Annotated in this window: 26 protein-coding genes; 12 read left to right on the forward strand and 14 right to left on the reverse strand. The window is 69.7% G+C overall.

What is annotated here, in order from left to right:
• Window positions 1–142: 142 nt before the first annotated feature.
• Complete coding sequence (gene fumC / locus AB7V09_RS07350) at window positions 143–1,579, reverse strand: class II fumarate hydratase (RefSeq protein WP_075404361.1); 1,437 nt, start codon at window positions 1,577–1,579, stop codon at window positions 143–145.
• A gap of 95 nt (window positions 1,580–1,674) precedes the next feature.
• Window positions 1,675–2,268, reverse strand: a complete 594-nt coding sequence (locus AB7V09_RS07355) for a TetR/AcrR family transcriptional regulator (protein WP_075254116.1) — start codon at window positions 2,266–2,268, stop codon at window positions 1,675–1,677.
• Between the two features lie 84 nt (window positions 2,269–2,352).
• Here AB7V09_RS07355 and AB7V09_RS07360 point away from each other — a divergent pair, with 84 nt between their 5' ends.
• Window positions 2,353–2,733 (forward strand): nuclear transport factor 2 family protein, encoded by a 381-nt coding sequence (locus AB7V09_RS07360; protein ID WP_314155987.1) that lies wholly within the window; start codon window positions 2,353–2,355, stop codon window positions 2,731–2,733.
• A gap of 39 nt (window positions 2,734–2,772) precedes the next feature.
• Here the strand turns inward: AB7V09_RS07360 and AB7V09_RS07365 are convergent, their stop codons facing one another.
• Together AB7V09_RS07365 and AB7V09_RS07370 are read right to left on the reverse strand one after the other, a co-directional pair.
• Window positions 2,773–3,657, reverse strand: coding sequence for a purine-nucleoside phosphorylase (locus AB7V09_RS07365; RefSeq protein WP_419143365.1), 885 nt, complete (start codon window positions 3,655–3,657; stop codon window positions 2,773–2,775).
• The gene (locus AB7V09_RS07370; protein ID WP_419143366.1) at window positions 3,654–5,102 is read right to left on the reverse strand and encodes a purine-cytosine permease family protein; all 1,449 of its coding nucleotides are present in this window, start codon (window positions 5,100–5,102) and stop codon (window positions 3,654–3,656) included. Before AB7V09_RS07370 ends, AB7V09_RS07365 begins: the two co-directional genes overlap by 4 nt.
• Before the next feature lie 260 nt (window positions 5,103–5,362).
• On the opposite strand from AB7V09_RS07370, the gene AB7V09_RS07375 reads away from it, so the two are divergent.
• Window positions 5,363–5,551, forward strand: coding sequence for a CsbD family protein (locus AB7V09_RS07375; protein ID WP_020991836.1), 189 nt, complete (start codon window positions 5,363–5,365; stop codon window positions 5,549–5,551).
• A 74-nt stretch (window positions 5,552–5,625) separates the two neighbouring features.
• Here the strand turns inward: AB7V09_RS07375 and AB7V09_RS07380 are convergent, their stop codons facing one another.
• The 3 genes from AB7V09_RS07380 to AB7V09_RS07390 all read right to left on the reverse strand — a co-directional run bounded on the left by AB7V09_RS07380 (window position 5,626) and on the right by AB7V09_RS07390 (window position 8,368).
• A complete protein-coding gene (locus AB7V09_RS07380; RefSeq protein ID WP_419143367.1) occupies window positions 5,626–6,837 on the reverse strand; it encodes a hypothetical protein in 1,212 nt (403 codons plus the stop codon).
• Window positions 6,838–6,875: 38 nt separating this feature from the next.
• Window positions 6,876–7,523 carry a peptidase gene (locus tag AB7V09_RS07385; RefSeq protein ID WP_201444741.1) on the reverse strand — a complete coding sequence of 216 codons (648 nt, stop codon included), beginning with the start codon at window positions 7,521–7,523 and terminating at the stop codon, window positions 6,876–6,878.
• A 167-nt stretch (window positions 7,524–7,690) separates the two neighbouring features.
• Entirely contained in the window at window positions 7,691–8,368 is a 678-nt protein-coding gene (locus AB7V09_RS07390) for a ferritin-like fold-containing protein (RefSeq protein ID WP_256694692.1), read from the reverse strand.
• A 264-nt stretch (window positions 8,369–8,632) separates the two neighbouring features.
• Between AB7V09_RS07390 and AB7V09_RS07395 the strand changes: the two genes are divergently transcribed.
• Window positions 8,633–10,309 (forward strand): DEAD/DEAH box helicase, encoded by a 1,677-nt coding sequence (locus AB7V09_RS07395; RefSeq protein WP_419143368.1) that lies wholly within the window; start codon window positions 8,633–8,635, stop codon window positions 10,307–10,309.
• 67 nt (window positions 10,310–10,376) lie between these two features.
• Here AB7V09_RS07395 and AB7V09_RS07400 read toward each other — a convergent pair whose 3' ends face one another.
• Complete coding sequence (locus AB7V09_RS07400; protein WP_279015694.1) at window positions 10,377–11,006, reverse strand: MarC family protein; 630 nt, start codon at window positions 11,004–11,006, stop codon at window positions 10,377–10,379.
• A 56-nt stretch (window positions 11,007–11,062) separates the two neighbouring features.
• On the reverse strand, window positions 11,063–11,908 hold the full coding sequence (locus AB7V09_RS07405; protein WP_419143369.1) for a PHP domain-containing protein: 846 nt from the start codon (window positions 11,906–11,908) through the stop codon (window positions 11,063–11,065).
• A 57-nt stretch (window positions 11,909–11,965) separates the two neighbouring features.
• On the opposite strand from AB7V09_RS07405, the gene AB7V09_RS07410 reads away from it, so the two are divergent.
• The 4 genes from AB7V09_RS07410 to AB7V09_RS07425 all read left to right on the forward strand — a co-directional run bounded on the left by AB7V09_RS07410 (window position 11,966) and on the right by AB7V09_RS07425 (window position 16,166).
• A complete protein-coding gene (locus AB7V09_RS07410; RefSeq protein ID WP_279014419.1) occupies window positions 11,966–13,066 on the forward strand; it encodes a Gfo/Idh/MocA family protein in 1,101 nt (366 codons plus the stop codon).
• A 67-nt stretch (window positions 13,067–13,133) separates the two neighbouring features.
• Window positions 13,134–14,759 (forward strand): Xaa-Pro aminopeptidase, encoded by a 1,626-nt coding sequence (locus AB7V09_RS07415; RefSeq protein WP_314155976.1) that lies wholly within the window; start codon window positions 13,134–13,136, stop codon window positions 14,757–14,759.
• Window positions 14,760–14,823: 64 nt separating this feature from the next.
• Window positions 14,824–15,195 (forward strand): ArsR/SmtB family transcription factor, encoded by a 372-nt coding sequence (locus AB7V09_RS07420; protein WP_279014415.1) that lies wholly within the window; start codon window positions 14,824–14,826, stop codon window positions 15,193–15,195.
• Entirely contained in the window at window positions 15,192–16,166 is a 975-nt protein-coding gene (locus AB7V09_RS07425) for a cation diffusion facilitator family transporter (RefSeq protein WP_419143370.1), read from the forward strand. The genes AB7V09_RS07420 and AB7V09_RS07425 overlap by 4 nt, the downstream gene beginning before the upstream one ends.
• Window positions 16,167–16,172: 6 nt before the next feature.
• Here the strand turns inward: AB7V09_RS07425 and AB7V09_RS07430 are convergent, their stop codons facing one another.
• Together AB7V09_RS07430 and AB7V09_RS07435 are read right to left on the reverse strand one after the other, a co-directional pair.
• Window positions 16,173–17,021, reverse strand: a complete 849-nt coding sequence (locus AB7V09_RS07430) for a sugar phosphate isomerase/epimerase family protein (protein WP_419143371.1) — start codon at window positions 17,019–17,021, stop codon at window positions 16,173–16,175.
• Window positions 17,022–17,050: 29 nt separating this feature from the next.
• Window positions 17,051–17,857, reverse strand: coding sequence for a general stress protein (locus AB7V09_RS07435; RefSeq protein WP_314155970.1), 807 nt, complete (start codon window positions 17,855–17,857; stop codon window positions 17,051–17,053).
• 80 nt (window positions 17,858–17,937) lie between these two features.
• On the opposite strand from AB7V09_RS07435, the gene AB7V09_RS07440 reads away from it, so the two are divergent.
• The 3 genes from AB7V09_RS07440 (at window position 17,938) to AB7V09_RS07450 (ending at window position 21,007) form a co-directional block, all read left to right on the forward strand.
• A complete protein-coding gene (locus AB7V09_RS07440; RefSeq protein ID WP_003789676.1) occupies window positions 17,938–19,230 on the forward strand; it encodes a magnesium transporter MgtE N-terminal domain-containing protein in 1,293 nt (430 codons plus the stop codon).
• Entirely contained in the window at window positions 19,223–19,795 is a 573-nt protein-coding gene (locus AB7V09_RS07445) for a DUF1003 domain-containing protein (protein ID WP_101559366.1), read from the forward strand. Before AB7V09_RS07440 ends, AB7V09_RS07445 begins: the two co-directional genes overlap by 8 nt.
• 69 nt (window positions 19,796–19,864) lie before the next feature.
• Entirely contained in the window at window positions 19,865–21,007 is a 1,143-nt protein-coding gene (locus tag AB7V09_RS07450; RefSeq protein ID WP_314919107.1) for an Mrp/NBP35 family ATP-binding protein, read from the forward strand.
• A 93-nt stretch (window positions 21,008–21,100) separates the two neighbouring features.
• Here the strand turns inward: AB7V09_RS07450 and AB7V09_RS07455 are convergent, their stop codons facing one another.
• A complete protein-coding gene (locus tag AB7V09_RS07455; RefSeq protein WP_314155966.1) occupies window positions 21,101–22,045 on the reverse strand; it encodes a twin-arginine translocase TatA/TatE family subunit in 945 nt (314 codons plus the stop codon).
• 159 nt (window positions 22,046–22,204) lie between these two features.
• On the opposite strand from AB7V09_RS07455, the gene AB7V09_RS07460 reads away from it, so the two are divergent.
• Window positions 22,205–22,840 (forward strand): O-methyltransferase, encoded by a 636-nt coding sequence (locus AB7V09_RS07460; protein ID WP_009406302.1) that lies wholly within the window; start codon window positions 22,205–22,207, stop codon window positions 22,838–22,840.
• Window positions 22,841–22,988: 148 nt separating this feature from the next.
• Here the strand turns inward: AB7V09_RS07460 and AB7V09_RS07465 are convergent, their stop codons facing one another.
• Both AB7V09_RS07465 and AB7V09_RS07470 read right to left on the reverse strand, forming a co-directional pair.
• The gene (locus AB7V09_RS07465; protein ID WP_009396029.1) at window positions 22,989–23,156 is read right to left on the reverse strand and encodes a DUF3117 domain-containing protein; all 168 of its coding nucleotides are present in this window, start codon (window positions 23,154–23,156) and stop codon (window positions 22,989–22,991) included.
• A gap of 105 nt (window positions 23,157–23,261) precedes the next feature.
• Entirely contained in the window at window positions 23,262–24,017 is a 756-nt protein-coding gene (locus AB7V09_RS07470; protein WP_075377752.1) for a TIGR00730 family Rossman fold protein, read from the reverse strand.
• A 300-nt stretch (window positions 24,018–24,317) separates the two neighbouring features.
• On the opposite strand from AB7V09_RS07470, the gene AB7V09_RS07475 reads away from it, so the two are divergent.
• Complete coding sequence (locus tag AB7V09_RS07475) at window positions 24,318–26,057, forward strand: phospho-sugar mutase (protein ID WP_075415487.1); 1,740 nt, start codon at window positions 24,318–24,320, stop codon at window positions 26,055–26,057.
• Window positions 26,058–26,081: the final 24 nt, after the last annotated feature.

Genomic DNA, 26,081 nt, shown 5'->3' on the forward strand with positions numbered 1-26,081 from the left:
CAGGACGGGGCTGTGCCGCTTGTGTGAGTCGGCATCCGCGTGCTGGCGAGCAAGCCAGCATGTGGGCTCGGCTCGTACGACGACGGCGTCGCCCTCACGTGAAGGGCGACGCCGTCGTCGGCTTGAGGGACAGTCCTGAGGCTCAGTCCTCAGCGGCGCTGGGGTGGGTCATGTCCATGGGCACGACCCACTTGTCGAACTCCTCAGCAGTGACGAAGCCGAGCTCGAGGGCGGACTCGCGCAGGGACAGGCCCTTGTGGTGCGCGTTCTTGGCGATCTTGGAGGCCTTGTCGTAGCCGATGTGGCGGTTGAGGGCGGTGACCTGCATGAGGTTGGTCTCCAGGTTGGCCTTGATCCGCTCGGTGTTGGGCTCGATGCCGTAGGCACAGTTGGTGTCGAAGGAGACGCAGGTGTCGCCCAGGAGCTGGATGGACTCCAGAACGCACCAGGCCATAACCGGCTTGAAGACGTTGAGCTGGAAGTTGCCCTGGGATCCGGCGAAGCCGACGGTGGCGTCGTTGCCGAAGACCTTCGTGGCCACCATGGTCATGGCCTCGCACTGGGTCGGGTTGACCTTGCCGGGCATGATCGAGCTGCCGGGCTCGTTCTCCGGGATGATGAGCTCGCCGATGCCGTTGCGGGGGCCGGAGGCGTACCAGCGCACGTCGTTGGCGATCTTCATGAGAGCGTCGCCCAGGACGCGCAGGGCGCCGGAGACCTGAACCAGGGCGTCGTGGGCGCCCAGGGCGGCGAAGAGGTTGTCCGCCTGGGTGAACTCGATGCCGGTCTCCTCGGAGATCTTCTTGGCGCACAGGGCCCCGAACTTCGGGTGGGCGTTGAGGCCGGTGCCGACGGCGGTCCCGCCGATGGCGAGCTCGCGGGCGCGGGAGTCGGCGTAGCGGATGCCGTCGAGGGCGAAGTCGATCTGGGCGACCCAGCCGCTGATGACCTGCCCCAGGGTGATGGGGGTGGCGTCCTGCAGGTGGGTGCGGCCCACCATGACGACGTCGGCGTAGGCCTTGGCCTTGGCGTCCAGGGTGTCGCGCAGCTGCTGGACTCGCGGGTACATGGCGGCCAGCTCGTTGACGACGGCGATGTGCATGGCCGTGGGGAAGGTGTCGTTGGAGGACTGGCCGCGGTTGACGTGGTCGTTGGGGTGAACCGGGGTCTTGGAGCCGCGCTCACCGCCGGCCAGCTCGATGGCGCGGTTGGAGATGACCTCGTTGGAGTTCATGTTGGACTGGGTGCCCGAGCCGGTCTGGAAGACCACGAGAGGGAACTCGGTGTCGAGGTCACCGGCGATGACCTCGTCGCCGGCCTTGGCGATGAGCTCGGCGATGTCGGCAGGCAGCTCGCCGAGCTCGGCGTTGGCCAGGGCGGCGGACTTCTTGAGGATCCCCAGGGCCTTGATCATGGGGCGGCCCCACACGAAGGTCTCGCGGCCGATGTCGAAGTTGTGCAGGCTCCGCTCGGTCTGGGCCCCCCAGTAGCGGTTGGCGTCCACCTCGATGGTGCCCATGGAGTCGGATTCGGTGCGGGTCGTGACAGCCTGGTTGGGCGTCTTTGCATCAGTTGTCATAGGTGCAAGGTTAGGCGCTCGTGCTCGCCGCCGTGCGGGGACGGGCGTCCCAGACACGTCTCAGATCGCTACCGGCCGACACCACCGAAGGCGCATCACACGGGTCGCAGCTGCTCCAGGGCCAGGTCCAGCAGATCCGCAAGATGCTCATTGCCGTCAATGGTCCGGGGCTCATGGAGATGACCGGTGATCTGCAGGGCGGCGAGCCCGTGAAGCAGAACCCAGATGACGGTGGCGATCTCACGGGTGGGGCCGGGTCGTAGCTGCCCGGCTCCCTGGGCCTGGGCAACGAGCTCGCCGACGGCGGCCATGGCGTCGTCAGCGGCCTCCTCCAACCCGGGGTCCGGCTCCGCAATCGGGGCGTCCCCGAAGACCAGCTGGTAGTGATGAGGGCACTCGACTGCGTAGTCGATGTAGGCCCAGCAACCGGCGCGCAGCCGCTGCCGCGCCCCCCGGTGCCGCTCCGCACCGTGACGAATCCGCTCTGCGATCTGCCGCAGGGTCCGGCCCGCCAACGCACGCATGAGCGCGGCCTTGTCCGCGTAGTGACGATAGGGCGCCGAGCGGGACACGCCGGCAGCCTCACCAACGGCACGCAGCGTCACCGCCTCGGGCCCCTTGTCCTCGAGCAGCGTTGCAGCGGCGTCGAGGATGGCGGCGCGCGTCGGACCTGGATCACGAGGGCTCATGACCCAAGCCTACCCACATGTTGACACAGTCAACTTTCCGGTTATGCTGACATTGTCAACTTAATCTGAGGAGAGGAACGACTCATGACCGACACCACCCGTACCGGCGCCGACTTCGACACGAACTACCTGCGCACCTGGACTGAGCCCGACGCCGGTCAGCGCCGTGCGCTCATCGAGCAGATGTGGGCCCCGCACGGGTCGCTGCACATCTCCTCACCCGCCTTGACCGTCACAGGAACAGCCGACATCGCTGAGCACATCAACCGCGTCCACAACGACCGCATTGCAGGTCAGGGCCTGACCTTCAGCTACGACCAGCGCATGGAGTCCGGCGACGCGCTATTGCTGCGCTGGTCAATGACCGCCCCAAGCGGCGACGTCGTCGGGCGCGGAGTCGACACCGTCTTCCGCGACGTCGACGGCAAGGTGACGCGCGCCTATATGTTCATGGGCGTGAACTGACCCGAGCGATCCCCTGCGACTCACCTCGACGTCGGCAGCTCAGGACATCGCCGCCAGCACCGCCTCGATGCCGGCGGCGATCGTCGTGTGCGCGCCGGCCGCGAGCCGGACGACCTCGTCGGGATCGGTGGGCGCCTGGGCGAAGGACAGGTCGGAGACGACGCTCATGCCGGCCACGCGCACCCCGAGCTGATGCAGGGCGATGGCCTCCAGGATGGTGGACATGCCCACGCAGTCGGCACCGGCGAACTCCAGCATTCGCGTCTCCGCCATGGTCTGATACTCCGGCCCGCGCACAGCGGCATAGACGCCTGACCTCTCTGTGACACCGCGCAGGACGTCAGCGAGCTCGTCGTCCCACACACTGCGAACGTCAGTGAAGACCGGGCCGTCGAAGGGTGAGGAGCCGGTGAGGTTGAGGTGGTCGGTGATCGTCATGACCTCGCCGATGTGCCAGCTGCGCAGGCAGCCGCCGGCGTTGACCAGGACGGCCTCACGTACGCCGGCTGCAGCCGCGATACGGGACAGGGCGACCACGGGTCCGGGCCCGTGCCCCTCGTAGAGGTGGGTCCGTCCGCGGGCCACGAGGACGCGCCACTCTCCCCCGACCTCCTGTCCGGTCACCTTCCGGCCACGAGCGACGACATAGGAGTCGAGGCGGTCCTCATGTCCCGGCGCGACCGGGACCATGACCCCGGGCAAGTCGGACAGGCGCATGCTCGCAGCCGGCTCACCCCAGGACGCCAAGGCGTCAGCGGCGCCGGACCCCAGGACCACCAGGAGGTCGTGGCGAGGTGCGCCGGTGCGTCGGGCGATCTGGTGGGCGCCTTCCACGGCCGGGCCCGGGCCTTCTGCGCCGGCAGAGGCACTCAGGGCCTCCAGACGCTCAGGCTCGAGAGCGAAGCCTGTGGCCTTGTCGTTCACGAACGGGCCTCCTGGAGGGCGACCCGGCCTCGGCCGAGGACGAGGTGCCCGAGCACACCGATGAGCAGAGCGGCCAGCACACCGAGGTTGGCTCCGGCCCAGGCCCCGTCGCGGCCCCCGAGAGGCCCGAGCAGGTAGCCCTGCCAGGACAACCAGGAGGCGGCCGAGTTGACGACCAGCCCCCAGCCGACGACGGAACCGGCAGCCACGAGGACGATGGCCTCCCAGTTGACTGAGCCGTAGACGCCGTCGGGCGAGAAGAGGGCCTCCTCGTCGTAGTCCCGCTTGCGCAGAATGACCTCGGCGACCATGACTCCGGCCCAGGCGGCGATGACGACTCCCAGGGTGGTGAGGAACCCCTGGAAGGGGCCGAGGAAGTCATCGGCACCGAAGATGACGGCGATGGTGCCCACGGTCATGATGGTGGCGTCGATGGAAGTGGCCACGTGTCGGCGCACGGGCAGGCCGGTCGCCAGGAGCGACAGGCCCGAGGAGTACAGGTCCATGATGATGCCGCCGGCCAGCCCCAGGATGGCGACGATCGCGAAGGGGATGAGGAACCACGTGGGCAGGATCGTGGTCAGGGCGCCGATGGGGTCGGTGTTGATGGCCTGGCCGAGCTCGGCATCGGAGCCCACCAGGAGGATGCCGAAGAAGACGAGCACCACGCAGGGCAGTGCCGATCCCAGCGTGGTCCAGCCGATGACGCCGGCTGTTGAGGCCTTGCGGGGCAGGTAGCGGGAGTAGTCGGCGGCGGCATTGACCCAACCGAGGCCGAAGCCGGTGGCCACCATGACCAGGGCTCCGATGAAGGCCGCGGGGCCACCCGACGGCAGGGCCAGAATCCTGTGGATACTGATCTGGGGAGCGACGAGGACGAGGTAGATGATGGTGAGGACACCGGTGGCCCAGGTGATCCAGGTCTGGACCCTCATGATCGCCTCGAAGCCGAGGATGCCGGCGCTGGCGGCCAGGCCGACAGTGAGCAGGAAGCCCAGGATCTGGGCACCGACCTGGTTGTGCCAGCCCAGGGCCTGGAACACCGTGGCCGAGGCCAGGGTGGCGGAAACGCACAGGACGGTTTCCCAGCCGACCGTGAGGATCCAGGACAGGGCCGCGGACAGGCGGTTGCCGTTGTAGCCGAAGGCCGCTCGGGATAGTGCCAGGGTGGGGGCGCTGCCTCGTTTGCCCAGGACGGCCACGACGCCGCACAGGAGGAAGGAGACGATGACACCGACGCTTCCAGCAACGACCGCCTGCCAGAAGGACAGCCCGAATCCGAGGACCCAAGCGCCCCAGGACAGTCCCAGCACGGAGATGTTGGCCGCGAACCAGGGCATGAAGAGATCGCTCGGCCGTCCCTTGCGATCAGACTCGGAGATGACGTCAAGACCGGCGTTCTCGACGCGGGTGGCGGCGGGAACGTCCGCGGGTGCACTGCTCATGGGCGATCGACCTCGGTGTCGGTATCAGGAGGCTCTCGAACGAGAGCTGCCTGAAGTCTACGGGCACTGAGATGCGGCGAACGACGCCGGAGAAGAACCGATCCACCGCACCCCGAATAATATAGGGTAAGTCACACATTTTAGGTGATCTCTATAGAAACTCTCACTGAATACCGGGCGCTGTCTCAGATGCACGCATGTATAGTCAAGCCATCTCCACGTCTCCACCTCGTGGAGACTCACTACGGAAAGGAGCTCTCATGAGCGACAACGGAACCTTCGACAGGATCGCCGGCAAGGCCAAGGAGGCCGCAGGCAAGGTCACTGGCAACAAGGAGACCGAGACCGAGGGCAAGCTCCAGCAGGCCGAGGGCAAGATCAAGGAGGTCGCCGAGGACGCCAAGGACGCCATCAAGGGCGCGGTCAACCACCTCAAGGGCGACAAGTAAGCGTCGTCGGAACATACGTCGAGCGCCCAGCCTCCTGAAGGAGGCTGGGCGCTACTGCGTTGCCGATACCGGCGTCAGCTGTTCGCAGGGATCAGGGTCGGCGCCACGTTGACCACGCTCTGCGAGGGGTCGGCCTGCCCCCAGGAGTTGTTCCCCCAGGTCCAGGTCCCCTTGTCAACCGTGGCCCACGTGTCATAGCCGGAGGTGCCGATCTGGGTGGCCCCGTCGATCTTGTCCACCTTCACCAACCCTGAGGGGGTGTCGGAGACAGTTCCGTTGACCTGTCCGTAGCGGTTGGAACCGAAGCACCAGACCGTGCCCTTGGCGAGCGCACAGGTGTGCTCATAACCGGAGACGAGCGCGGTGGGAGCGGCCGGCAGCTTGCCGACCTCCACGGCCTGGTTCACCAGCGCCTCATCAGTCTTCTTGCCGAGCTGGCCGACCTCGTTGGCGCCCCAGGCGTAGACCTTGCCCGAGTCGTCCACGGCCACGGCGAAGCCCTTGCCCACGCTCAGCGCAGAGACCTTGACCTTCTCTAGGCCGGGCACCGCCGTCGGCGAGACACGTGCGCCCTGAGTGTTGGCCTGGGCGTCAGCGCCCCAGCAGGAGACTCCGGTCCCGCCGGAGGAGCAGACGAAGGAACCGCTGCCGGCGCGCAGGGTCGTAGGCTTGTTGGCAGCAGGGGCCGCCGCAGCGGAGGACGACGGAGCCGCCGCGCCCTTACCGGGCCACAGCCAGTGCCCTCCCAGGGCACCCCCCACCAGCCCGAGGGCAAGCACACTGACCGCCACGACCGGGAGGACCCAACCGCGACGCGGAGCACTGCTCGGGTACTGGGAGACATCGCTCTGCGGCGCCTCCATCTCGGTCACCGCGGGCAACGGCTGAAGCCTGTAGCCCTGCGGCTGAGGCTGCGTCGGTGTCGCCATCTGCGGCTGGGGCGGCGCGACCGCAGCCGGCTGCTGAGCAGGCTGAGTCTGCTGAGCCGCCCCGTAGTCCACAGTGCCGCCACGAGCACCGTCGCCCCCGAATACGCCATCAAAGGCCGCGGGCTGTGCAGGCGCCCCGTACACAGGCGCGGGCTCTTGAACGGGCACCTGCTGCTGAGCAGGCGGGTACCCGGCAGGCTGCTGAGGGGAATATCCGGCAGATGCTGCGATCTGTTCGAGCTGCGCACGCTGCTCGGGCGTCCAGGCGTGTCCGGCGGCAAGGGCCTCCTGAGCACGCTCAGGACTGCCGCCGATGAACCACAGCACCCTGTCCCCGTCGAGCATCCGGTCATCCATGGGCCAGACCTCTCCTCAACGTCAAGGACCGATGTGTGTCAGTAGGTCAGCCTACGGCGAGCCATGAGCATGGCGGCACCTGTCGCACCGGTGCCCAGCACCATCCAAGCGGCGGTCGTTCCCGCTCCGGTCTGAGCGAGGGTGGAGCGACCTGCGGTGGCGGTGCCCTGCTGGCCAGAGGCAGCCTGCTCGCGGGGTGCGGCGGCCTGCTCACCGGGAGCCTCCGCAGCGCCCTGGGGGGCGCTCTCCTCGGCCGCCGCAGGGGCACCTCCCTCAGAGGACTGCTCGGGGGCCGGGGCCTGCTGCTCGGGAGCAGCCTGGGAACCGGCAGGATCGCCCTGCTGCTGGTCGCCCTGGTTCGGCTGGGACTGCTCAGCCGGAGCCTCCGGCTTGTTCTCCTGCTGCGCCGCGGCGTTGTTGGCACCCGGAGCCTGAGGTGCCGCCTTGCCCGCGTCCTCCGCGGGGGCGGGAGCAGGCTCGGGGGCGGGGGCAGGCTTGTCGCCATCGGGCTTGGGAGCGGCCGGGGAGGGGGTGTCGGGCTGGGGAGCGTCAGCCTTCGCGCCACCGGACTGCGGCGCCACCTGCTCGGCGGCAGGAGCGGGGTCCGTCTCGGCAGCAGCCGCGCCGACCGGGACGACGGACAGGGCGACGGCCGCGGACGCGGCCATCCATACGCTTCGCTTCATGGGAACTCCTTCAGGATGTGAGAGCCACGACTCTCACATCGGGTGATGAGGATGTGGATGCGGACACCTTACCCAACGCAGCCCGGGTCCTGTCACGCCACCGACACGGGCACTACTCCACTGTTGGGCACTTCACATCTTAGCCGCTCGGACGTGCTGAGAGACGGTCAGACCCTCAGGCCCAGCCCTCTCATGCGCGAGACCGCCCCCTGGGTCAGCACCGAGTGGAGCTGCTCCTGAGCCATCTGCCCGAGGAGCTCGGGGAACTGCCCCAGGAGCCTCTGGAAGGTTCCGATCTCCTCACCGATGACGCGCCGACCCCACAGCCCCAGCCGGGCGGCCAGCTGTGGGTCGGCCGCAATGGCCTCCTCCAGCTCGGCGATGGCGTAGGTGCTGATCGGGTCCTGGCTGAGCTCGTGGACGAGCCCTCTGCGCAAGGGATCCTCCAACGACTCGCTCAGCGCCATCCCGAAGTCGATGAGCAGCCCGAAGGTGATGTAGGTCTTGAGCAGGCGCTCGGCCCAGTCCAGTGGCCGCAGCCGCTCGTCGAAGTCGCCCAGCACGTCGGTGAAGCGCTCGGCCGCCCCCAGGGCGTCGATGCCGTGGGTCGCGGCCAACTCCACCACCCGGTCGAAGGAGGCGACCTCCCAGGCGCTCATGCGCAGCAGGTCGACCCGGGCCGTCATCCGCGGAGCCCGGTCGGCATCCTTGGCGTAGCGGGTGCAGGCCGCCGTCCGGGAGATCGCGACAACGCCGACGACGGACAGCTCGTGAGGACCGACCTGCATCGGGGTGGAGGCGCTGGGCTGAGGTGACGGAGTCGACATCTGGGACATGCCCACCATCGTATCCAGGTCTTGCCGTGCGTGAAGCACAGCCGTGACATCGACCACGCCGACGGCGCACCTCCCCATCCAGACAGGCCATCATCATGTTTTCCCGCTACGCTGACGGCGTCCACGGTTGCCCGGTCGTCAGATGGACTCAGATATGACTCGCGATCGGCTGCCAGATCCGACGGCGCCAACGCCCACGCAGCGCACCCGACCGTGCGCGCGAGCGACAGCCGCGCCGGAGCGGTTCAACCCGATCAGAAGACAAGGAACCTCGTGAGCAACGAGCAGCACGGGGCCGACGCCGTCGAGCCCGACCACAACTCCACAGACGACCAGACCACCATCGAGGGTACCGACGCCGCTGCCGGCGCCACGACCGCCCCGTCCGGGATCATCGAGACGGCCGGCGCCCACGCCCCCGTCCTGGACGAGGCCACTCCCGACATCACCGACGAGGGCGACCAGACCGACCTGAGCCGCAAGACCTTCGCCGACTTCGGTGTCGAGCCGGAGATCTGCGAGGCCCTGGACGCCAAGGGCATCACCCACCCCTTCCCCATCCAGGCCCTCACCCTGCCAGTGGCTCTGGAGGGCCAGGACATCATCGGTCAGGCCAAGACCGGCACCGGCAAGACCCTGGGCTTCGGCATCCCCCTGCTCATGGACACTCTGGGTCCCGGGGAGGAGGGCTGGGACGAGGATCCCGCCTCCGGCAGCCCCCAGGCCCTGGTCATCCTGCCCACCCGTGAGCTGGCCAAGCAGGTCGCCGAGGAGCTGTCCACGGCTGCCGCCAAGCGCACCGTGCGCATCGTCCAGGTCTACGGCGGGCGCGCCTACGAGCCCCAGATCGAGGACCTCGAGCGGGGAGCCGAGGTCGTCGTGGGCACGCCCGGCCGCCTCATCGACCTCATGGAGCGCGGTGTGCTGGACCTGGCTCACGTCACCACCGTCGTCCTGGACGAGGCCGACGAGATGCTGGACCTGGGCTTCCTGCCCGACGTGGAGAAGATCCTGGCCCGCACCCGCACCGACCGACACACGATGCTCTTCAGCGCCACCATGCCCGGGGCCGTGGTCGCCCTGGCGCGCCGCTACATGACCCGCCCCACCCACATTCGCGCCCAGGACCCGGGCGACGAGGGCATGACCGTTCAGACGGTCCAGCAGGTCGTCTACCGCACACACTCGATGAACAAGGTGGAGGTCGTCTCCCGGATCCTCCAGGCCGAGGGGCGCGGGCGCACCATCATCTTCGCGCGCACCAAGCGCACGGCGGCCCGGGTGGCTGACGACCTGCGCGCCCGCGGTTTCGCCACCGGGGCACTGCACGGCGACCTCGGCCAGGGGGCCCGCGAGCAGGCCCTGCGCGCCTTCCGCAACAACAAGGTGGACGTGCTGGTGGCCACCGACGTGGCCGCCCGGGGCATCGACGTCGACGACGTCACCCACGTCATCAACTACCAGTGCCCCGAGGACGAGAAGATCTACGTCCACCGCATCGGGCGCACCGGCCGCGCCGGCAACTCCGGCACGGCGGTCACCTTCGTGGACTGGGACGACGTGCCGCGCTGGCGGATCATCGCCAAGGCTCTGGGCCTGCCCATCGAGGAGCCGGTGGAGACCTACCACACCAGCGAGCACCTGTTCTCCGACCTGTCGATCCCGGAGAAGGTCACCGGACGCCTGCCCCGCCACAAGCGCACCCTGGAGGGGCTCGACGCCGAGGAGATCGAGGACCTGGGTGAGACCGGCAAGCGTGGGCGCAAGCAGTCCGGCCGGCAGGGCGGGCGCTCGGAGCGCGGCCGTGGCCGCGGCGGCAGGGGCGCCAAGGACTCCAAGGGCGGCGAACGCTCCCGGCGCTCTGCTGACGGTGAGGCCAAGCCCCGGCGCAAGCGCACCCGTAAGCGCACGCGCGGCGGCCGCCCGGTTGACGGGACCGCCGGCGAGTAGGACTGACAAGCAGCGGCTGAGACTCACATGGGTCTCAGCCGCTGTCCTACTCCGGGGCGGAGCCGGCTCAGAGGCGGGTCTCCAGGAAGGCGAAGACGCCGTCGGCCATGATCTGGACGGCGATGGCCGCCAGGAGCAGTCCCATGACCCGGGTGAGGATCCGGATGCCGGAGGTGCCCAGCACCCGGTTGAGCCCCAGGGAGAAGCGCAGCGAGGCCCAGATGGCGATGTGCGTGCCGATGATCGCGGCCGTCACGGAGACCCACCCGGCCACCCCGCCCCCGGTGGTGTCCACGGCGACCATCGCCGCGACGATGGCACCGGGCCCGGCCAGCAGGGGCGTGCCCAGGGGCACGAGGGCGGCGTTGGCGGTGACGGCGTCAGGATCGGGGCTCTCATCGACCTTGTCGGTCAGCAGCTCCAGGGCCACCAGGAGCAGCAGCAGTCCGCCGGCCACCTGGAGGGAGGGCACGGAGATCCCCAGGAACTTCAGGATGTAGCGTCCGAAGACCGCGAAGAGCACGATGACGGCGAAGGAGACGACCGTGGCCTGGCGTGCAGAGGCGGCGCGCTCAGGGGGTGTCTGCCGCGAGGTCAGGGACAGGAAGATCGGGATGGCGCCCAACGGGTCCTGGATGACCAGGAGCGTGGTGAAGGTCGTGGCGAAGACCGTGGTGTCGAAGACGGACTGCAGCATGAGGCGTTTCTATCACCGCCGCTGGGCGGGAGTCGGGTGCCGTGGCCGGTCGGCCCTCAGGGGCGGACAAGATCGAGGGCGCCCTCGTCGAGGATCTGTTCCAGCAGCTCGGGCGGCATGAGGTTCTCCCCCAGACGGTTGGGCTTACCGGCGCCGTGGTAGTCCGAGGCCCCCGACAGCCCCAGGCCCAGGCGCTGGGCCAGGAGGCGAACCTGCTCGCGCTGCTCGGGGTCCTGGTCGCGATGGTTCATCTCCAGGGCCGCCAGGCCGGCCTCGGCCATCTGGGCGAAGGTCTCATCGGGCACGAGGCGGCGCTGGCGGGAGGCGGCACGCGGGTGGGCCGCCACCGGGACCCCACCGGCGGCGCGCACCAGGCGGCAGGCCTCCACCGGGTCCAGCGCCCAGTGGTGCACGTAGTAGGGCGAGGAGGTGGCCAGCGGCCCGGCGAAGGCGGCGTTGCGATCGGGGAAGGAGCCGGCCGCCACGAGGGCGTCGGCGATGTGGGGCCGGCCGATCGTGTGGGAGTCGGACGACTGGGTCAGGACGTCCTCCCAGGTGACCGGGTAGTCCTCGCTGAGGCGCTCGACCATCCGCTGGGCCCGGCTGTCGCGCGAGCGGCGGGCGCGGGCGAAGGCGGCCTCCAGCCCGGCGTCGTCGGCCCGGTGCAGGTAGGACAGCAGGTGGAGGGTGACCCCGTCGGCGGCGCAGGAGATCTCGGTGCCGCGCAGCAGGGCGACACCGGCGAACGGGACGGCCCGGGCCGCCTCCTGCCAGCCGGCCATCGTGTCGTGGTCGGTCAGGCCGACGACGTCGAGGCCGGCCTCGGCCGCCTTCTCCATGAGCTCGGCGGGCGAGTCGGTGCCGTCGGAGCAGGCCGAGTGGGTGTGGGGGTCGATGCGCACCGGGACAGTGTAGGTAAGTGCGGGCAGCGCGCAGGGAGGCGTGGAAGACTGGACGGCATGAGCGAGCCGAGCCGTATGAGCAGTACTGTGCCCACCACGCGGCGCACCGACGACGCCCCGGTCCGCTTCGGGGTGATCGGGGCCGGTTTCATCGCCCGCTGGTTCGCCGAGGCCGTCGCCCGCGAGCCGGATGCACAGATCGTGGCCGTCACCTCCGCCCACCGCGAGCGCGCCGCTGCCTTCGCCACCGAGCACGGGATTGCCCATGCCTATGCCTCGCTTGAGGAGATGCTCACCGCCCACGGCCCGGGCTCGCCCGACCCGATCGATGTCATCCATGTGGGTTCCCCCAACTCCCTGCATACGCAGCACGCGATCGCGGCCCTGGAGGCAGGTTTCCACGTGGTGGTGGAGAAGCCCTTCGCCCTGACGCGCTCGCAGGCCGAGGCGATGGTGGAGGCAGCACAGGCGGCCGACCGCTTCCTCATGGAGGGGTGGCTGTCCGCCTTCGAGCCCGGAGTGGCCCGGCTGCGCGAACAGCTGCCGCGGCTGGGGCGGCTGCACCGGGCGGTGCTGTCCAAGGAGCAGTTCTCCTCGCGGATGGAGGTCTACCGCTCCGGTGGCCTGCCGCCGGCCTTCAATCCGGCTCTGGGCGGCGGCTCCCTCATGGACCTGGGCATCTACCCGGTCAACCTGGCCATTCACCTCTTCGGTGAGCCGGACCGGGTGACGGCCACGGGGACGCTGCTGGAGTGCGGTGTCGACGCACGAGGCACGGTGGTCCTGTCATACGACTGCGGTGAGCACGCCGGGCTGGAGGTCGTCTGCCTGCACTCCAAGACCTCCCCGGGGACACAGTCGAGCTTCGCCGGGGACCATGACGTGCTGAGCATTGACGACTGCCAGTGGCCCCGGCGCATTGGGCTGCACGGCCCGGCGGCGGCGACGGGCACGGATGAGGACCTGTCGGTTGAGCGCGGCGCTGAGGCGCCCGGTCACCAGCTCGCCTACGAACTGGCCGAGGTGTGCCGCCTGGTGCGGGCCGGAGCGCGCCAGTCCGATCTGCACCCGTTGAGCCGCTCCGTGGCGGCGGTCGGGGTCCTGCAGGAGGCCCGCCGCCAGGTGGGGGTGCGTTTCCCGGCCGATGAGCAGGACTGAGCCGCCCCCGCGTTCCTGAGTACCCCACCGAGCGCCGGTTGGGGCCCAACAGTGGAATGATGCCCCTATGGCATCGACTTCTCCCGCAGACAACCGCCCGTCCGACGAGACCCCCGCCTCCTCGCAGGAGACCCCCCAGTCCTTGGCGGCGCGAGGCTCCAACCGGTCCCGCCAGCCCGAGAACCAGGCCTTCCGCGACTTCATCGGCTCGGGGTGGGGCCCGCGTCCCGAGGGTCTGCCCTCCCGCAGCGAGGCGGCCCCCTGGGCGGCCGCCCGCCGTGAGGCCCTCGGCAGGCTCTTCCCCGGCGAGCGCCTGGTCCTGCCCGCGGGCGCGCTCAAGGTGCGCAACAACGACTGCGACTACCGGTTCAGGCCCCACAGCGCCTTCGCCCACCTGGCCGGAACCGGCACGGACTTCGAGCCGGATGCCGTGCTCGTCCTGGACCCCCTCACCAAGCCGAGTCAGGACGCCGGTTCCCCGGACAGCTCCGATGACACCGACGACGTCGCCCCGACGCATGAGGCGGTCCTCTACTTCCGGCCCAGGGCCTCGCGATCCAGCCAGGAGTTCTACGGCGACCCCCGCTACGGCGAGCTGTGGGTGGGGGTGCGGCCCTCCCTGGAGGAGGTCGAGGCCTCCACCGGCATGCGCTGCGCCCACATCGACTCCCTGCCCGACGCGCTGGCCAAGGATGCCGGTCCCGACGCGGTGCAGCTGCGCGTCGTGGCCGAGGCCGATGAGTCCGTCACCGCTCTGGTGACCACCACGCGGGAGAAGGTCGGGCTGCAGACCGGCCAGGGCGCCGCGGAGGTGGACGCCGGTCTGGCCGAGGCCGCCAGCGAGCTGCGCCTGGTCAAGGACCCCTGGGAGATCGACCAGCTGCGTGCCGCCGTCGCCGCCACCAAGGCCGGCTTCGACGACCTCATCCGCTCCATCCCCCGGGCCCGCGGCCACTGGCGCGGTGAGCGGGTCCTGGAGGGGGCCTTCGGGGCCAAGGCCCGTGAGGAGGGCAACGGCCTGGGCTATGACACGATCGCCGCGGCCGGCAACCACGCCAACACCCTGCACTGGATCAACAATGACGGCGCCGTCGAGCCCGGCCAGCTGGTCCTGGTGGACGCCGGTGTCGAGGTCGACTCCCTCTACACCGCTGACGTCACTCGCACGATCCCGGTCGATGGTCGCTTCACCGAGGCTCAGCGCCGGATCTATCAGGCGGTTCTCGACGCCGCCGACGCCGCCTTCGCCCGTGCGGGCACCCCGGGCTGCCGCTTCAAGGACGTCCACGCCGCCGCCATGGAGGTGATCGCCGCCCGCCTCGAGGAGTGGGGGATGCTGCCCGAGGGCGTCAGCGCAGCCGACTCCCTGGCCCCCGAAGGCCAGTACCACCGGCGCTGGATGGTGCACGGCACCAGCCACCACCTGGGCCTGGATGTCCACGACTGCGCCCAGGCGCGCCGCGAGATGTACATGGAGGCCGAGCTCAAGCCGGGCATGTGCTTCACCATCGAGCCGGGACTGTACTTCCGCGAGGACGACCTGCTGGTGCCCGCCGAGATGCGTGGCACGGGCGTGCGCATCGAGGACGACGTCGTGGTGCGCGAGGACGGCAGCGTGGAGCGCCTCACTCAGGACGTGCCCCGCACCGTGGAGGAGGTCGAGGCTTGGGTGAGCGGGCTCATCGCCGACTGACTGCCGACTGACTGCTCGGTCACCTCCCTTGCCGCTCATCGCTATTCGTAGATAGCATCGCCGCATGACGATGAAACATGGGCTGCTGCCCGAGGACCGCCCCCAGGACCACGGTGCTGTGCGCGAGGCCTCCACCGTGGCCTCTCTGCTCGATGTCCTGGGGGACGCCACCCGCCTGGCGATCCTGCGCCACCTCCACGGCGGCGAGCACCGGGTGGTGGAGCTGACCGAGCACCTGGGCCTGGCCCAGTCGACCGTCTCCCAGCACCTGGCGATCCTGCGCAGCGCCGGTCTCATCTCCAGTCACTCCCACGGACGGGCCAACGTCAGCCGGATCGAGAATCCCGAGGCCATCGAGCAGGTCCTGGCCGCTGCCGAGTCCTTGGCCGCCGTCATCTCCGCGGACGGAGTGAGCCGGGACAAGGAGCCGCAGTGAGCACCCTAGCCGGCCACGAGCCCGACACCCATTCCCACCACCACTCCCACGGTCGCTCGCACAACCACGGCGCCGGGGCCTCGCGCGGTCGGCTCCTGGTCGCCCTGTGCCTGTCGGCCACGGTCCTGGTGGCCGAGATCGTCACCGCCCTTGTCACCGGATCGCTGGCGCTGCTGGCCGACGCCGGGCACATGCTCACCGACGTCGCCGGCCTGGCCATGGCCCTGACGGCCGCCCAGCTGTCCACGCGTCCGGCCACGGACCGCTCCACCTGGGGCATGCGTCGCGCCGAGGTCATCGGGGCCGCGCTCCAGGCGGGCATGCTCGCCGTCGTCGGGCTCTTCGTGGCCTTCAAGGCGGTTCACAACCTGCTGGTGGCCCCGCAGGTCGAGGCCTCGGGCATGCTCGTCATGGGTGTCATCGGCCTGGCCGCCAACGTCATCGCGCTGCTGGTCCTCTCTGGCGGCCGGGGGCATGACGGACACGGCGAGAACCTCAACATGAGGGCCGCTCTGCTGGAGGTCCTCAATGACGCCCTGGGATCAGTGGGCGTCATCATCGCTGCCGCCGTCGTGGCCCGCACCGGCTGGACGCGGGCTGACGCCGTGGCCTCCCTGCTCATCGCCGTCCTCATCCTGCCCCGGGCGGTGACGCTGCTGCGCTCGGCCCTGGCGGTGCTCATGGACTTCACTCCCCGGGAGCTGGACCTGGCGCAGGTGCGCTCGCACATGCTCGGCATCGACCACGTCGAGGAGGTCCACGACCTGCATGCCTGGACCGTCGCCTCGGGCATGCCGGTGCTGACCGCGCACGTCGTCGTGCGCGACGAGTGCCTGCGCGACGGTCACACCGAGGAGATCCTCGACCGGCTCCAGAGCTGCGTGGCCGAGCACTTCCCGGTCAGGATCCAGCACGCGACCCTCCAGCTCGAGCCCGTCTCGCACCTCGAGCACGAGGTCGACTACTGCTAGGCCGGGTCAGGAACGGCGGTAGCGTTTGCGGGTCGGCTCGGGAATGTGAGCCGGCTCCCCGCCCTCCAGGTGCTCACGGGCGAAGGCCAGCGCGCTGGCGAGGCCCTCGAGACGCTGGGAGGCCGTCATGGACCGGGTGGTCACCTCGACGACGACCTGTCCCCCACCGGCCTCGAAGCCGGTGGCCACCAGGTGCTTGAGGACCCCGGCGCAGTCCTGGTTGCCCTGCCCGGGCAGCAGGTGGTCGTCCAGGGGCCCGGGCACGCCGTCGGTCAGGTGCAGGTGACGCAGCGTGGGCCCCAGCGCGCGGGCCATGGCCAGGGCGTCGGAGCCGGAGGTGGCGGCGTGGGAGATGTCCAGAGTCACTGACTTGTAGCCCTGCCCCACCGGATCCCAGGTGGGCGAGTAGGCCTGGAAGTCGCGCGTGGAGTGGGCGTGGCGTGGCCGCCAGGTGAACATGTTCTCCACCGCCAGGCGGATGCCCGTGGTCGCCTCGCGCTGCGCGACCCCGGCGATGAAGGAGCGCGCGTAGCGGGTCTGCCAGAAGAAGGGCGGGTGCAGCACCACCGTGGGCGCCTCGAGGTAGTGGGCCAGCTCGATGGAGCGGTCCACCTTGTCCCACGGATCGGCGCCGAAGACCCCACGGGTCACCAGCAGCGTGGGGGCGTGGACCGCCAGCACCGGCTGGTCGTGCTTCTCCACCAGGGCCGCCAGCCGGGTGGCGTCCTGGGATGCCTTCTCGCTCCAGACCATGATCTCGACGCCGTCGTAGCCCAGCTCCTGGGCGATGGCGAAGGTGTCGGGAACACTGCCGGGAACCACGCAGGCGGTCGACAGCCCCACCGGAATGCTCATTGTCGCGCTCCCTCGTCCCTCAGTGCTACTCAGCCCTTGTCACCGGAGCCGGTCTCATCGCCGGACTCCTGCGACGACGCCGGGGCCCCCGGCTCCTTGCGACCCTCCGATCGCGAGGGGCGCAGGAAGGGGTCGTAGTCCTCGGCAACGGACGGGGCGCCGGAGGCGGAGCCGGCCGAGGCGGTGGGGGTCCGCTCAGGAGCGTCACTGCCGGGCTGCGGCAGGCGCACCCCGAAGCGGGGCTGCTCGTCGGGGCGCGAGCCGAAGGCGGTGGGCCCGGGGGCCTCCTGTCGCGCACGACGCCGCTCCTGGGAGCGCCGCAGCGCGCCCGTCCCACGCGCGAGGTTGCCCGGGACGTCGGCCAGAGCCTGGCTGGCCTCGTGAATCTCCCGGGCGGCGAGGATCGAGTAGCGCGAGGCCACGACCTGACTGATGGAGGTGAAGTCGCGCCGCCCCCGGGTCAGGGCGTAGCTGAAGAGCTGGAAGACGATCCCCCACAGCACCCCCAGCAGGACGCAAGCCCAGAAGTTGAGCCTGGGACCACTGCTGCCGGCCACCGACATGATGATGCCGAAGAACACCCCGATCCACAGGCCGTTGAGGGCCCCCGACATCGCCGCCCTCCCCCAGCTCATACGCCCGGTGATGCGCTCGACCTGACGCAGGTCGGTTCCGATGATCGCCAGGTGCTGCACCGGAAAGCCCTGGTCCGACAGAGCGTCGACCGCCCTCTGCGCCTCGGGGTAGGTCGCGAAGGAGGCCACCTCCTCCCCCTGGGGCATGACACCACCACTGGACGAGGTCAGGGAGGACAACGGGCTCGGATTGGCACTCATGGGGGCTATCGTCGCACGCGCGGGCACGCGGTACGGACCCATCGACAGGCAATCACGCCTCAGGCGCATAGGCTTGGCTTGTGGAGAACACCAGGACGCGCACGACCAGCAGGGTTTTTGTGGCCCGCCTCATCGGCACCTCCGTCTTCGACCCCTTGGGCGATGAGGTGGGCAAGGTCCATGACGTCGTCGTCCTGCTGCAGATGCGCGGAGAGCCCAGGGCCGTCGGCTTCGTCATCGAGGTCTCCAGCCGGCGCCGCGTCTTCCTGCCCCTGTCGAGGATCACCGCCATCGAGCCCGGGGCCGTCATCACCACGGGCCTGATGAACATCCGCCGCTTCACCCAGCGCCACGTGGAGACCCTGGTCGTCGGCGAGCTGCTGGACCGGGTGGTCACCATGCGCGACGGCTCGGGGAACGTCACGGTGCGCGACGTGGCCATCGAGCGCGACCGCGGCATGGACTGGAAGGTGACCCGCCTGTTCGTCCAGCGTGCCTCCTCGGGTCCGCTGGGCCTGCGGCGAGGGGAGACCTTCACGGTGCGCCCCGACGAGGTCAGCGGCCTGGCCGCCAGCGCCGACCAGCAGGGCGCCACCGCGCTGCTGGCCACCTTGGAGGACCTCAAGCCGGCCGACCTGGCCGACGTCATGCGCGACCTGCCCCAGGACAGCCAGATGCGCGTGGCCGCCGAGCTGACCGATGAGCGCCTGGCCGACGTCCTGGAGGAGCTCGGCAACGAGGACGCCGTCGCCCTCCTGTCCCGCCTGGAGGCCGGGCGCGCCGCCCACGTCCTGGACGCCATGCAGCCCGACGACGCCGCCGACCTGGTCGCCGACCTCCCCCAGCTCAAGGCCGCCGAGCTGCTGGGCCTCATGGAGCCCGAGGAGGCCGAGGACGTGCGCCGCCTCATGGCCTACGACGAGTACACCGCCGGCGGACTCATGACCACCGAGCCGATCATCCTGCCCCCCGAGTCAACAGTGGCGACCTTCCTGGCCCAGTCCCGCAAGGCCGAGATCCCTCCCGCCCTGGCCGCCGTCGGCTTCGTGTGCCGCCCGCCCCTGGAGTCCCCCACCGGCAAGTTCGTGGGCATGATCCACTTCCAGCGGGCCCTGCGCGAGCGCCCTCAGCGCATGGTCGGTTCCATCGTGGACACCGACGTCGACTCCGTGCGCCCCGAGGACTCCATCGGTACCGTCACCCGCCTGCTGGCCACCTACAACCTGACGGCCCTGCCGGTCCTCGACGACGCCGGACGCCTGCTGGGCGCCGTCAGTGTCGACGACGTCCTGGACCACCTCATGCCCGACGACTGGCGCGTGGCCGACGAGGCCGTCACCGACGAGACGATCGAGAGGGGCGCCAATGCCTGACCAGCTCGACCAGCCCTTGCCCGACAGTCGCCTGCGGTGGCTGCGCAGGACGCATCCGGCCCACGCCTCGCGCTCGGACGGCTTCGGCCGCTTCGCCGAGGCCACCGCCCGCTTCATGGGCTCGCCCAAGTTCGTGCTCTACATGTCGATCTTCGTCGCTGTGTGGATCGTGGCGAACCTCATCCTGGCCAAGATGCAGCAGGCCTGGGACCCCTACCCCTTCATCCTGCTCAACCTGGCCTTCTCCACCCAGGCCTCCTACTCGGCCCCCCTCATCATGCTGGCCCAGAACCGACAGGACGACCGCGACCGCGTCACCGCCGAGCAGGACCGCCAGCGCGCCCAGCGCAACCTGGAGGACACCGAGTTCCTCACCCGGGAGATCGCCGCCCTGCGCCTGGCCATGAACGACGTCGCCACCCGCGACTTCGTGCGCAGCGAACTTCGCGACATGCTCAGCGAGATCCTCGCCGAGGAGCGCCTCACCCGTGAGGAGATCGCCGAGTTCCAGGACAGCGGCGATGACGAGCCCGACACCATCCCTGAGCAGCGCACCGCTCAGTGAGGGGCACCCGGCCCTCACGTGGGACTCGCCACCTGTCGTGGCGCTCGACGGCACCCCTAGGATGGGCCCATGACGCAACCGACTCATGACGCCGTCATGGAGGCGCTGGCCAGGGTCATCGACCCCGAGCTGCACCGCCCCATCACCGACCTGGGAATGGTCTCCTCCGTTGACATCGCCGAGGACGGCGTGGTCAGCGTCGAGGTGCTCCTGACCGTGGCCGGGTGCCCCTTGAAGGACACGATCACCGCCGACACTCGACGCGAGGTCGGCACCGTCGAGGGTGTCACCGAGGTGCAGGTGAGCCTGGGCGTCATGAACGATGAGCAGAAGGCCGAGCTGCGGCGCCGCCTGCGCGGTGGGGCCGCCGAACCGGTGGTTCCCTTCACCCAGCCGGGCAACCTCACCCGGGTCTACGCCGTCACCTCCGGCAAGGGCGGGGTCGGCAAGTCCTCGGTGACCGCGAACCTGGCCGCCGCCATGGCCGCCCAGGGCCTGAGCGTGGGCGTGGTCGACGCCGACATCTACGGCTTCTCCATTCCCCGCATGCTGGGGGTGGAGCGGGTGCCCACCCAGCTCGACGGCATGATCGTGCCGCCGGTGGCCCACGGCGTGAAGGTCATCTCCATCGGCATGTTCGTGGAGGACAAGCAGCCGGTCGTCTGGCGCGGCCCCATGCTGCACCGCGCCGTCCAGCAGTTCCTCTCCGACGTGTTCTGGGGTGACCTGGACGTCCTGCTGCTGGACCTGCCGCCCGGCACCGGCGACGTGACGATCTCCGTGGCCCAGCTACTGCCCAACGCCGAGATCCTCGTGGTCACCACCCCGCAGACGGCCGCCGCCGAGGTCGCCGAGCGCACCGGCCTCATCGCCACCCAGACGCACCAGAAGGTGGTGGGCGTCATCGAGAACATGTCCTACATGCCCCAGCCCGACGGCTCGCGCCTGGAGATCTTCGGCTCCGGCGGGGGCGAGATCGTCAGCGCCTCCCTGAGCGAGACCCTCGGCTACGAGGTGCCGCTGCTGGCCCAGCTGCCGCTGGACATCCGTCTGCGCGAGGGCTCCGACACCGGTCTGCCGGCCACCGTGGCCGACGACGGCAAGCCGGCCGCCGACGCCCCTGCGGCCCTGGAGCTGTCCGCCGTGGCCCAGCGCCTGACTCACCGCTCCCGCGGCCTGGCCGGCAAGAGCCTGGGGGTCACCCCGGCCTAATACCGGTCCCGCCGGCTCTCTTACCGAGTCCGGCATTGGTCACATCGCCCGACGGCTCTTTCGCCCGGCTCGATGGGGCGGAGCTCGTACGGGTCAGAAGTCGACGGCGATGCGCGCAGCCTCGGCGCGGGTGCGGGCAGCGGCGTTGGCGGCGCGCACGATGTCACGCGGGGACAGAGGACGCACGCGGGTACGGGAGTCATCACCCGCCGCGGTGGCGTCCCCTGCATCCTCGCCGGAGGCAGCGGCCTGCGGCTCGACCAGGCTTGTCGGGACCTCCACCGGCTCCGGCTCGGCCGGACGCTCGGACTGCTCCGGCTGCTCAGTGCCCTCCGTGTCCTCGGCCTCCCCGGACTGCTCGGGCTCTGTCTTCTCCAGCTCAGTCTCGTCGGCCCCGTCGGCCGACTCGACCAACTCGACCGACTCGACTGACCCAGCCTCAGTCTCGGCCTCGGCGTCATCCTCGACGTCGTCCGCCTGCTGGAGCACTCCCCGCGGCGGAGCGGCAGCTGCCTGCTCAGCGCTCTGCGGGCTCTCAGCGTTCTCGACACCCTCAGTGCTCTCGGAATTCTCGGAGCCCTCGGTGCTCCCGCTGCTCTCAGCCTTCTCGGCATCCTTCTCGGCCAGCCGCTCGTCGCGCTTGGCCTCGATCTGCTTGCTCAGCGACGTGGCCCGATCCTTCTTGACCACGTCGTTGACAGCCTGTGCGGCGTCGTCGGACATCTCCTTGGCGGCTGAGCCGACGGAGCGGAAGGGGTGGGCGAGATCCTCGCGGATGGCGTCGATGTCCTCCCCCAGGGCGTCGCGCACGATCTTGCGCGGGTCGTACTGGCGCGGATCGAGGCTGGACAGGTCCAGGTCGGCCATCTCGGGGCCGACCTCCTCAGCGATCTGGCTGCGCGCGTTATCCAGGAACACCCGGAGCTGACGCACCATCTGCGTGAGCTTGCGGGTGTACTCGGGCAAGCGCTGCGGCCCCACCACGATCACCGCCACCAGGATGATGACGAGGAACTCAGACCCGTTGATGCCGAACACGCCGCTCAGTATAGGGAGTCCCACCGGTCCGAATCCGCCTCGGTTCGCCTACCGGCGGACTCACCCGGGCGAGCGCCCTTCCGCCTATCGGGCCGAACACCTGGAACAATGTGGCTTGAGGGGTGCGCCTGGCACCCCGCAGCAGAAGAAAGGCTCACAGTGAGTGCGGACAAGACGCTGAGCTGGTCCTACACGGAGGACTTCACCGCGGAGGACGAGGCCACCGCCCAGGCCCGCATACGCGGGCTCGAGCTCGGCATCACCCCGGTGTCCTCGGGGACCGGAGCAGCGCTGCGGATGCTGGCCGCCTCAGTGGGAGCCAAGTCCGTGGCCGAGGTCGGCACCGGCACCGGTGTCTCGGGCCTGTGGCTGCTGGGCGGCATGGGCACTGACGGGGTCCTCACCACGATCGATGTCGAGCCCGAGCTCCAGCGCGAGGCGCGTCGCGCCTTCGACGGGGCCGGCTATCCCTCCTCGCGCACCCGCATCATCCAGGGGCGGGCCTCGGACGTCATGCCCCGGATGGCGGCCCGCTCCTACGACATGGTGGTGCTCGACGTCGCCCCGGAGGAGGCGATCCTCCTGGCCTCCAACGCCCTGCGGATGCTGCGCCCCGGCGGGGTTCTGGCCGTCACTCGGGCCCTGTGGAACGACCACGTGGCCGACCCGGCCCGCCGTGACGTCACCACCGTGGCAGCCCGCGAGCTCGGCAAGGCGCTGCGCGCCTCCCGGGCGCTGCTGACCACGCTGCTGCCCGTCGGAGACGGCCTGCTCGTCTCCGTGCGCCAGACCTGACCGTTCACCGCCCAACCGGCCGGAACGACGAAGAGGGCCGGACCCGCATTGGGTCCGGCCCTCTCTCGCGAGGCTGGATGACTCGGCCACCGGATCCTCGACGCCGAGGTCCCAGTGGTACCCGGCTGCCCCCGGGCGCCAGGATCGGTCAGATCTTGGCGTTGGCCAGGGCCTCTCCGAGTGCCTTGACCTCATCGGCCGTGATCTCGAGGACGAGTCGACCACCACCCTCAAGCGGAACCCGCATGATGATGGCGCGGCCTTCCTTGACGACTTCGAGGGGGCCGTCTCCGGTCCGGGGCTTCATGGCAGCCATGTGCTCACCTTTCGTCAGTGCTGCGCGGGCACATCGCCGCGCGACCTGTCATATTCTACGACATTCAAGGTGCAAGGTTCGAGGACGGGCCCGCCATGACGCGATTCACGCCCCCGCCCGGCCGTCGCGCAGCCTGCGGGCCGCACTGACCACGTAGTCCACGGCCGCCTCAGCATCATCGACGACGTGCAGCAGGTCGGGGTCGCTCGCAGAGATCATCCCGCGCTCGATCATCGAGGTGCGCAGCCACTCCAGCAGCCCACCCCAGTAGCCGCTGTCCACCAGGACGATGGGGAAGGAGGAGATCTTCTGAGTCTGGACCAGGGTGAGCGCCTCGAAGAGCTCGTCGAGGGTCCCCATTCCGCCGGGCATGACGACGAATCCGTCGGAGTACTTGACGAACATGGTCTTGCGGGCGAAGAAGTAGCGGAAGTTGACCCCGAGGTCGACGTACTCGTTCATGCCCTGCTCGTGGGGCAGCTCGATACCCAGCCCCACTGAGGTGCCGCCGGCCTCGTGGCAGCCGCGGTTGGCGGCCTCCATCATGCCCGGGCCGCCTCCGGTGATGACGGCGTAGCCGGCGCGCGCCAGCCCCGCCCCCACCTCCATGGCCACCCGGTAGGTGGGATCCTCGGGCTTGGTGCGGGCTGACCCGAAGACGCTGATGGCCGGCCCCAGCTCCGCCAGGGCCCCGAATCCCTCAACGAACTCCGCCTGGATGCGCATGACCCGCCACGGGTCGGCGTGGAGCCAGTCGGCGTCGGCGTCACTGCTCAGCAGTCGCGCGTCGGTGGTCTGGGTGGGGATCTGGGTGCCGCGCAGCACCACTGGTCCCTTGCGGTAGGACTGACGTGAACTCATGCGGCCATGATCCCCTAATCCCGCCGAGACGGCGACGTATTCGGTGCGCAGAAGAAGAGGACACGTGAGGGACAGAAGTCCCAGAAATTCATCCCCGCCACCCACACCTTTCTCACCAGCATCTCATCTCTCAGAACTCTCAAAACAAACCCGAATTATACCGCCAGTTTAATTCAAGACATCTTATCTTCAGGGGCCCTCCGTCACCCTGGTGACTGAATTCTCCTTGTGTTTGGAAACACCAGTGAGGAGCGTCATTGTGAGCGTTTCCAGAAGTTATCGCGCGGTACCGTCGCAGATATGACCCGAGGCCCTGAAGATGTGTACGACGACGTTGCCGTGGACGCGTGGATCCAGGACGATCCGGACCCCGTCACCCGCGCCGAGCTCACTGAGCTGCTGAGCGCCGCCCGTTCTCATGGCGAGCACGCCCAGGCGGCTCGCAGGGCACTCAGCGACGCCTTCAGCGGCACCCTCGCCTTCGGCACGGCCGGCCTGCGAGGTCGTCTGGGCGGGGGCCCCAACCGGATGAACCGGGTCGTCGTCATCCGCGCCGCGGCGGGGCTGTCCGCTTACCTCAAGGACCGTCTCGGTGAGGGCTTCAGCGTCGTCATCGGCTACGACGCCCGCCACAACTCCGAGCAGTTCGCCCTCGATACGGCCGCGGTCGTTACCGGCGCGGGCGGTCGGGCCATTCTCTTCGAGTCGCACTGCCCGACCCCGGTACTCGCCTTCGCGCTGCGGCGCCTGGAGGCCGACGCCGGCGTCATGGTGACGGCCTCGCACAACCCTCCGCAGGACAACGGCTACAAGGTCTACCTGGGCGGGCGGGCCGTGACCGACTCAGGCCAGGGGGCCCAGATCGTTCCCCCCTATGACAGCCAGATCGCTGCGGCGATCGACGCCGTCGGCCCGGTCAGCTCCGTACCCCGCCCGCAGTCGGGCTGGGAGACGGTCGACCCGGAGATCCGGGAGGAGTACATCGAGCGGGCCGCTCAGGCGGCTCGGATGACGGCCCCCGCCCCGGTGAGAATCGTGCTGACGGCGATGCACGGCGTGGGTGGGGCCACGTGCCGGGAGGTGCTCGCGCGAGCCGGGTTCACCGACGTCGTCGAGGTGGCTGAGCAGTTCGAGCCGGATCCGGACTTCCCGACGGTCGCCTTCCCCAACCCGGAGGAGCCCGGGGCGCTCGACCTGGCGCTGGACAAGGCCCGGCAGGTCGAGGCGGACCTGGTGATCGCCAACGATCCCGATGCGGATCGTTGCTCCGCCGCCATCCCGGACGAGGACGCTCCCGGCGGCTGGCGTCAGCTGACGGGCGATGAGGTCGGCGCGCTCCTGGGTGAGCAGGCCGCCGAGCTGGCTGCCTTCGCGGGCAACGGGGTCCTGGCCTGCTCCGTGGTCTCCTCCCGCCTGCTGCGCCGGATCGCCCAGTCCCACGGCTTGGGCTTCCGCCGCACGCTGACGGGCTTCAAGTGGATCAGCCGGGAGCCGGGCCTGGTCTTCGGCTACGAGGAGGCCCTGGGCTACTGCGTCGATCCCGCCGCGGTGCGGGACAAGGACGGCATCTCCGCCTCGGTGCGGCTGGCGGTGCTGACCTCCGTGCTCAAGCAGCAGGGCCGGACCCTGCAGGATCTGCTCAACCGCCTCGCGCGTGACCACGGTCTGCACGCCACGAGCCCGTTGAGCATGCGGGTCGAGGACCTTGAGATCATCACCAGCACCATGGAGCGTCTGCGTTCGGGCGGGGCACCGGCCAAGCTCGCCGGTTCCCCGGTCACCACGACCGTGGATCTGCTCGACGGCGTCTCGGACGGCAACGGCGGTACCCTTCCCCCCACGAACGGCCTGGTGTGGGTGACGGCCTCGGATGACCGAGTGGTCGTGCGCCCCTCGGGAACCGAGCCCAAGCTCAAGTGCTACTGCGAAGTGATTCTGCCGACGAATGACACTCCGGTGGCGCAGGTGCGCGAGGCGGCCGCTGAACGCCTGGAGGCCATCAAGGCCGACCTGCGCGGCATTCTGGGGATCGCCGCCTGAAGCCGGGCTGAACCACCGCAGACC

This window comes from Actinomyces sp. SKVG-SVH-4(1), assembly GCF_048514265.1.
GTDB classification, from domain to species: domain Bacteria; phylum Actinomycetota; class Actinomycetes; order Actinomycetales; family Actinomycetaceae; genus Actinomyces; species Actinomyces oris.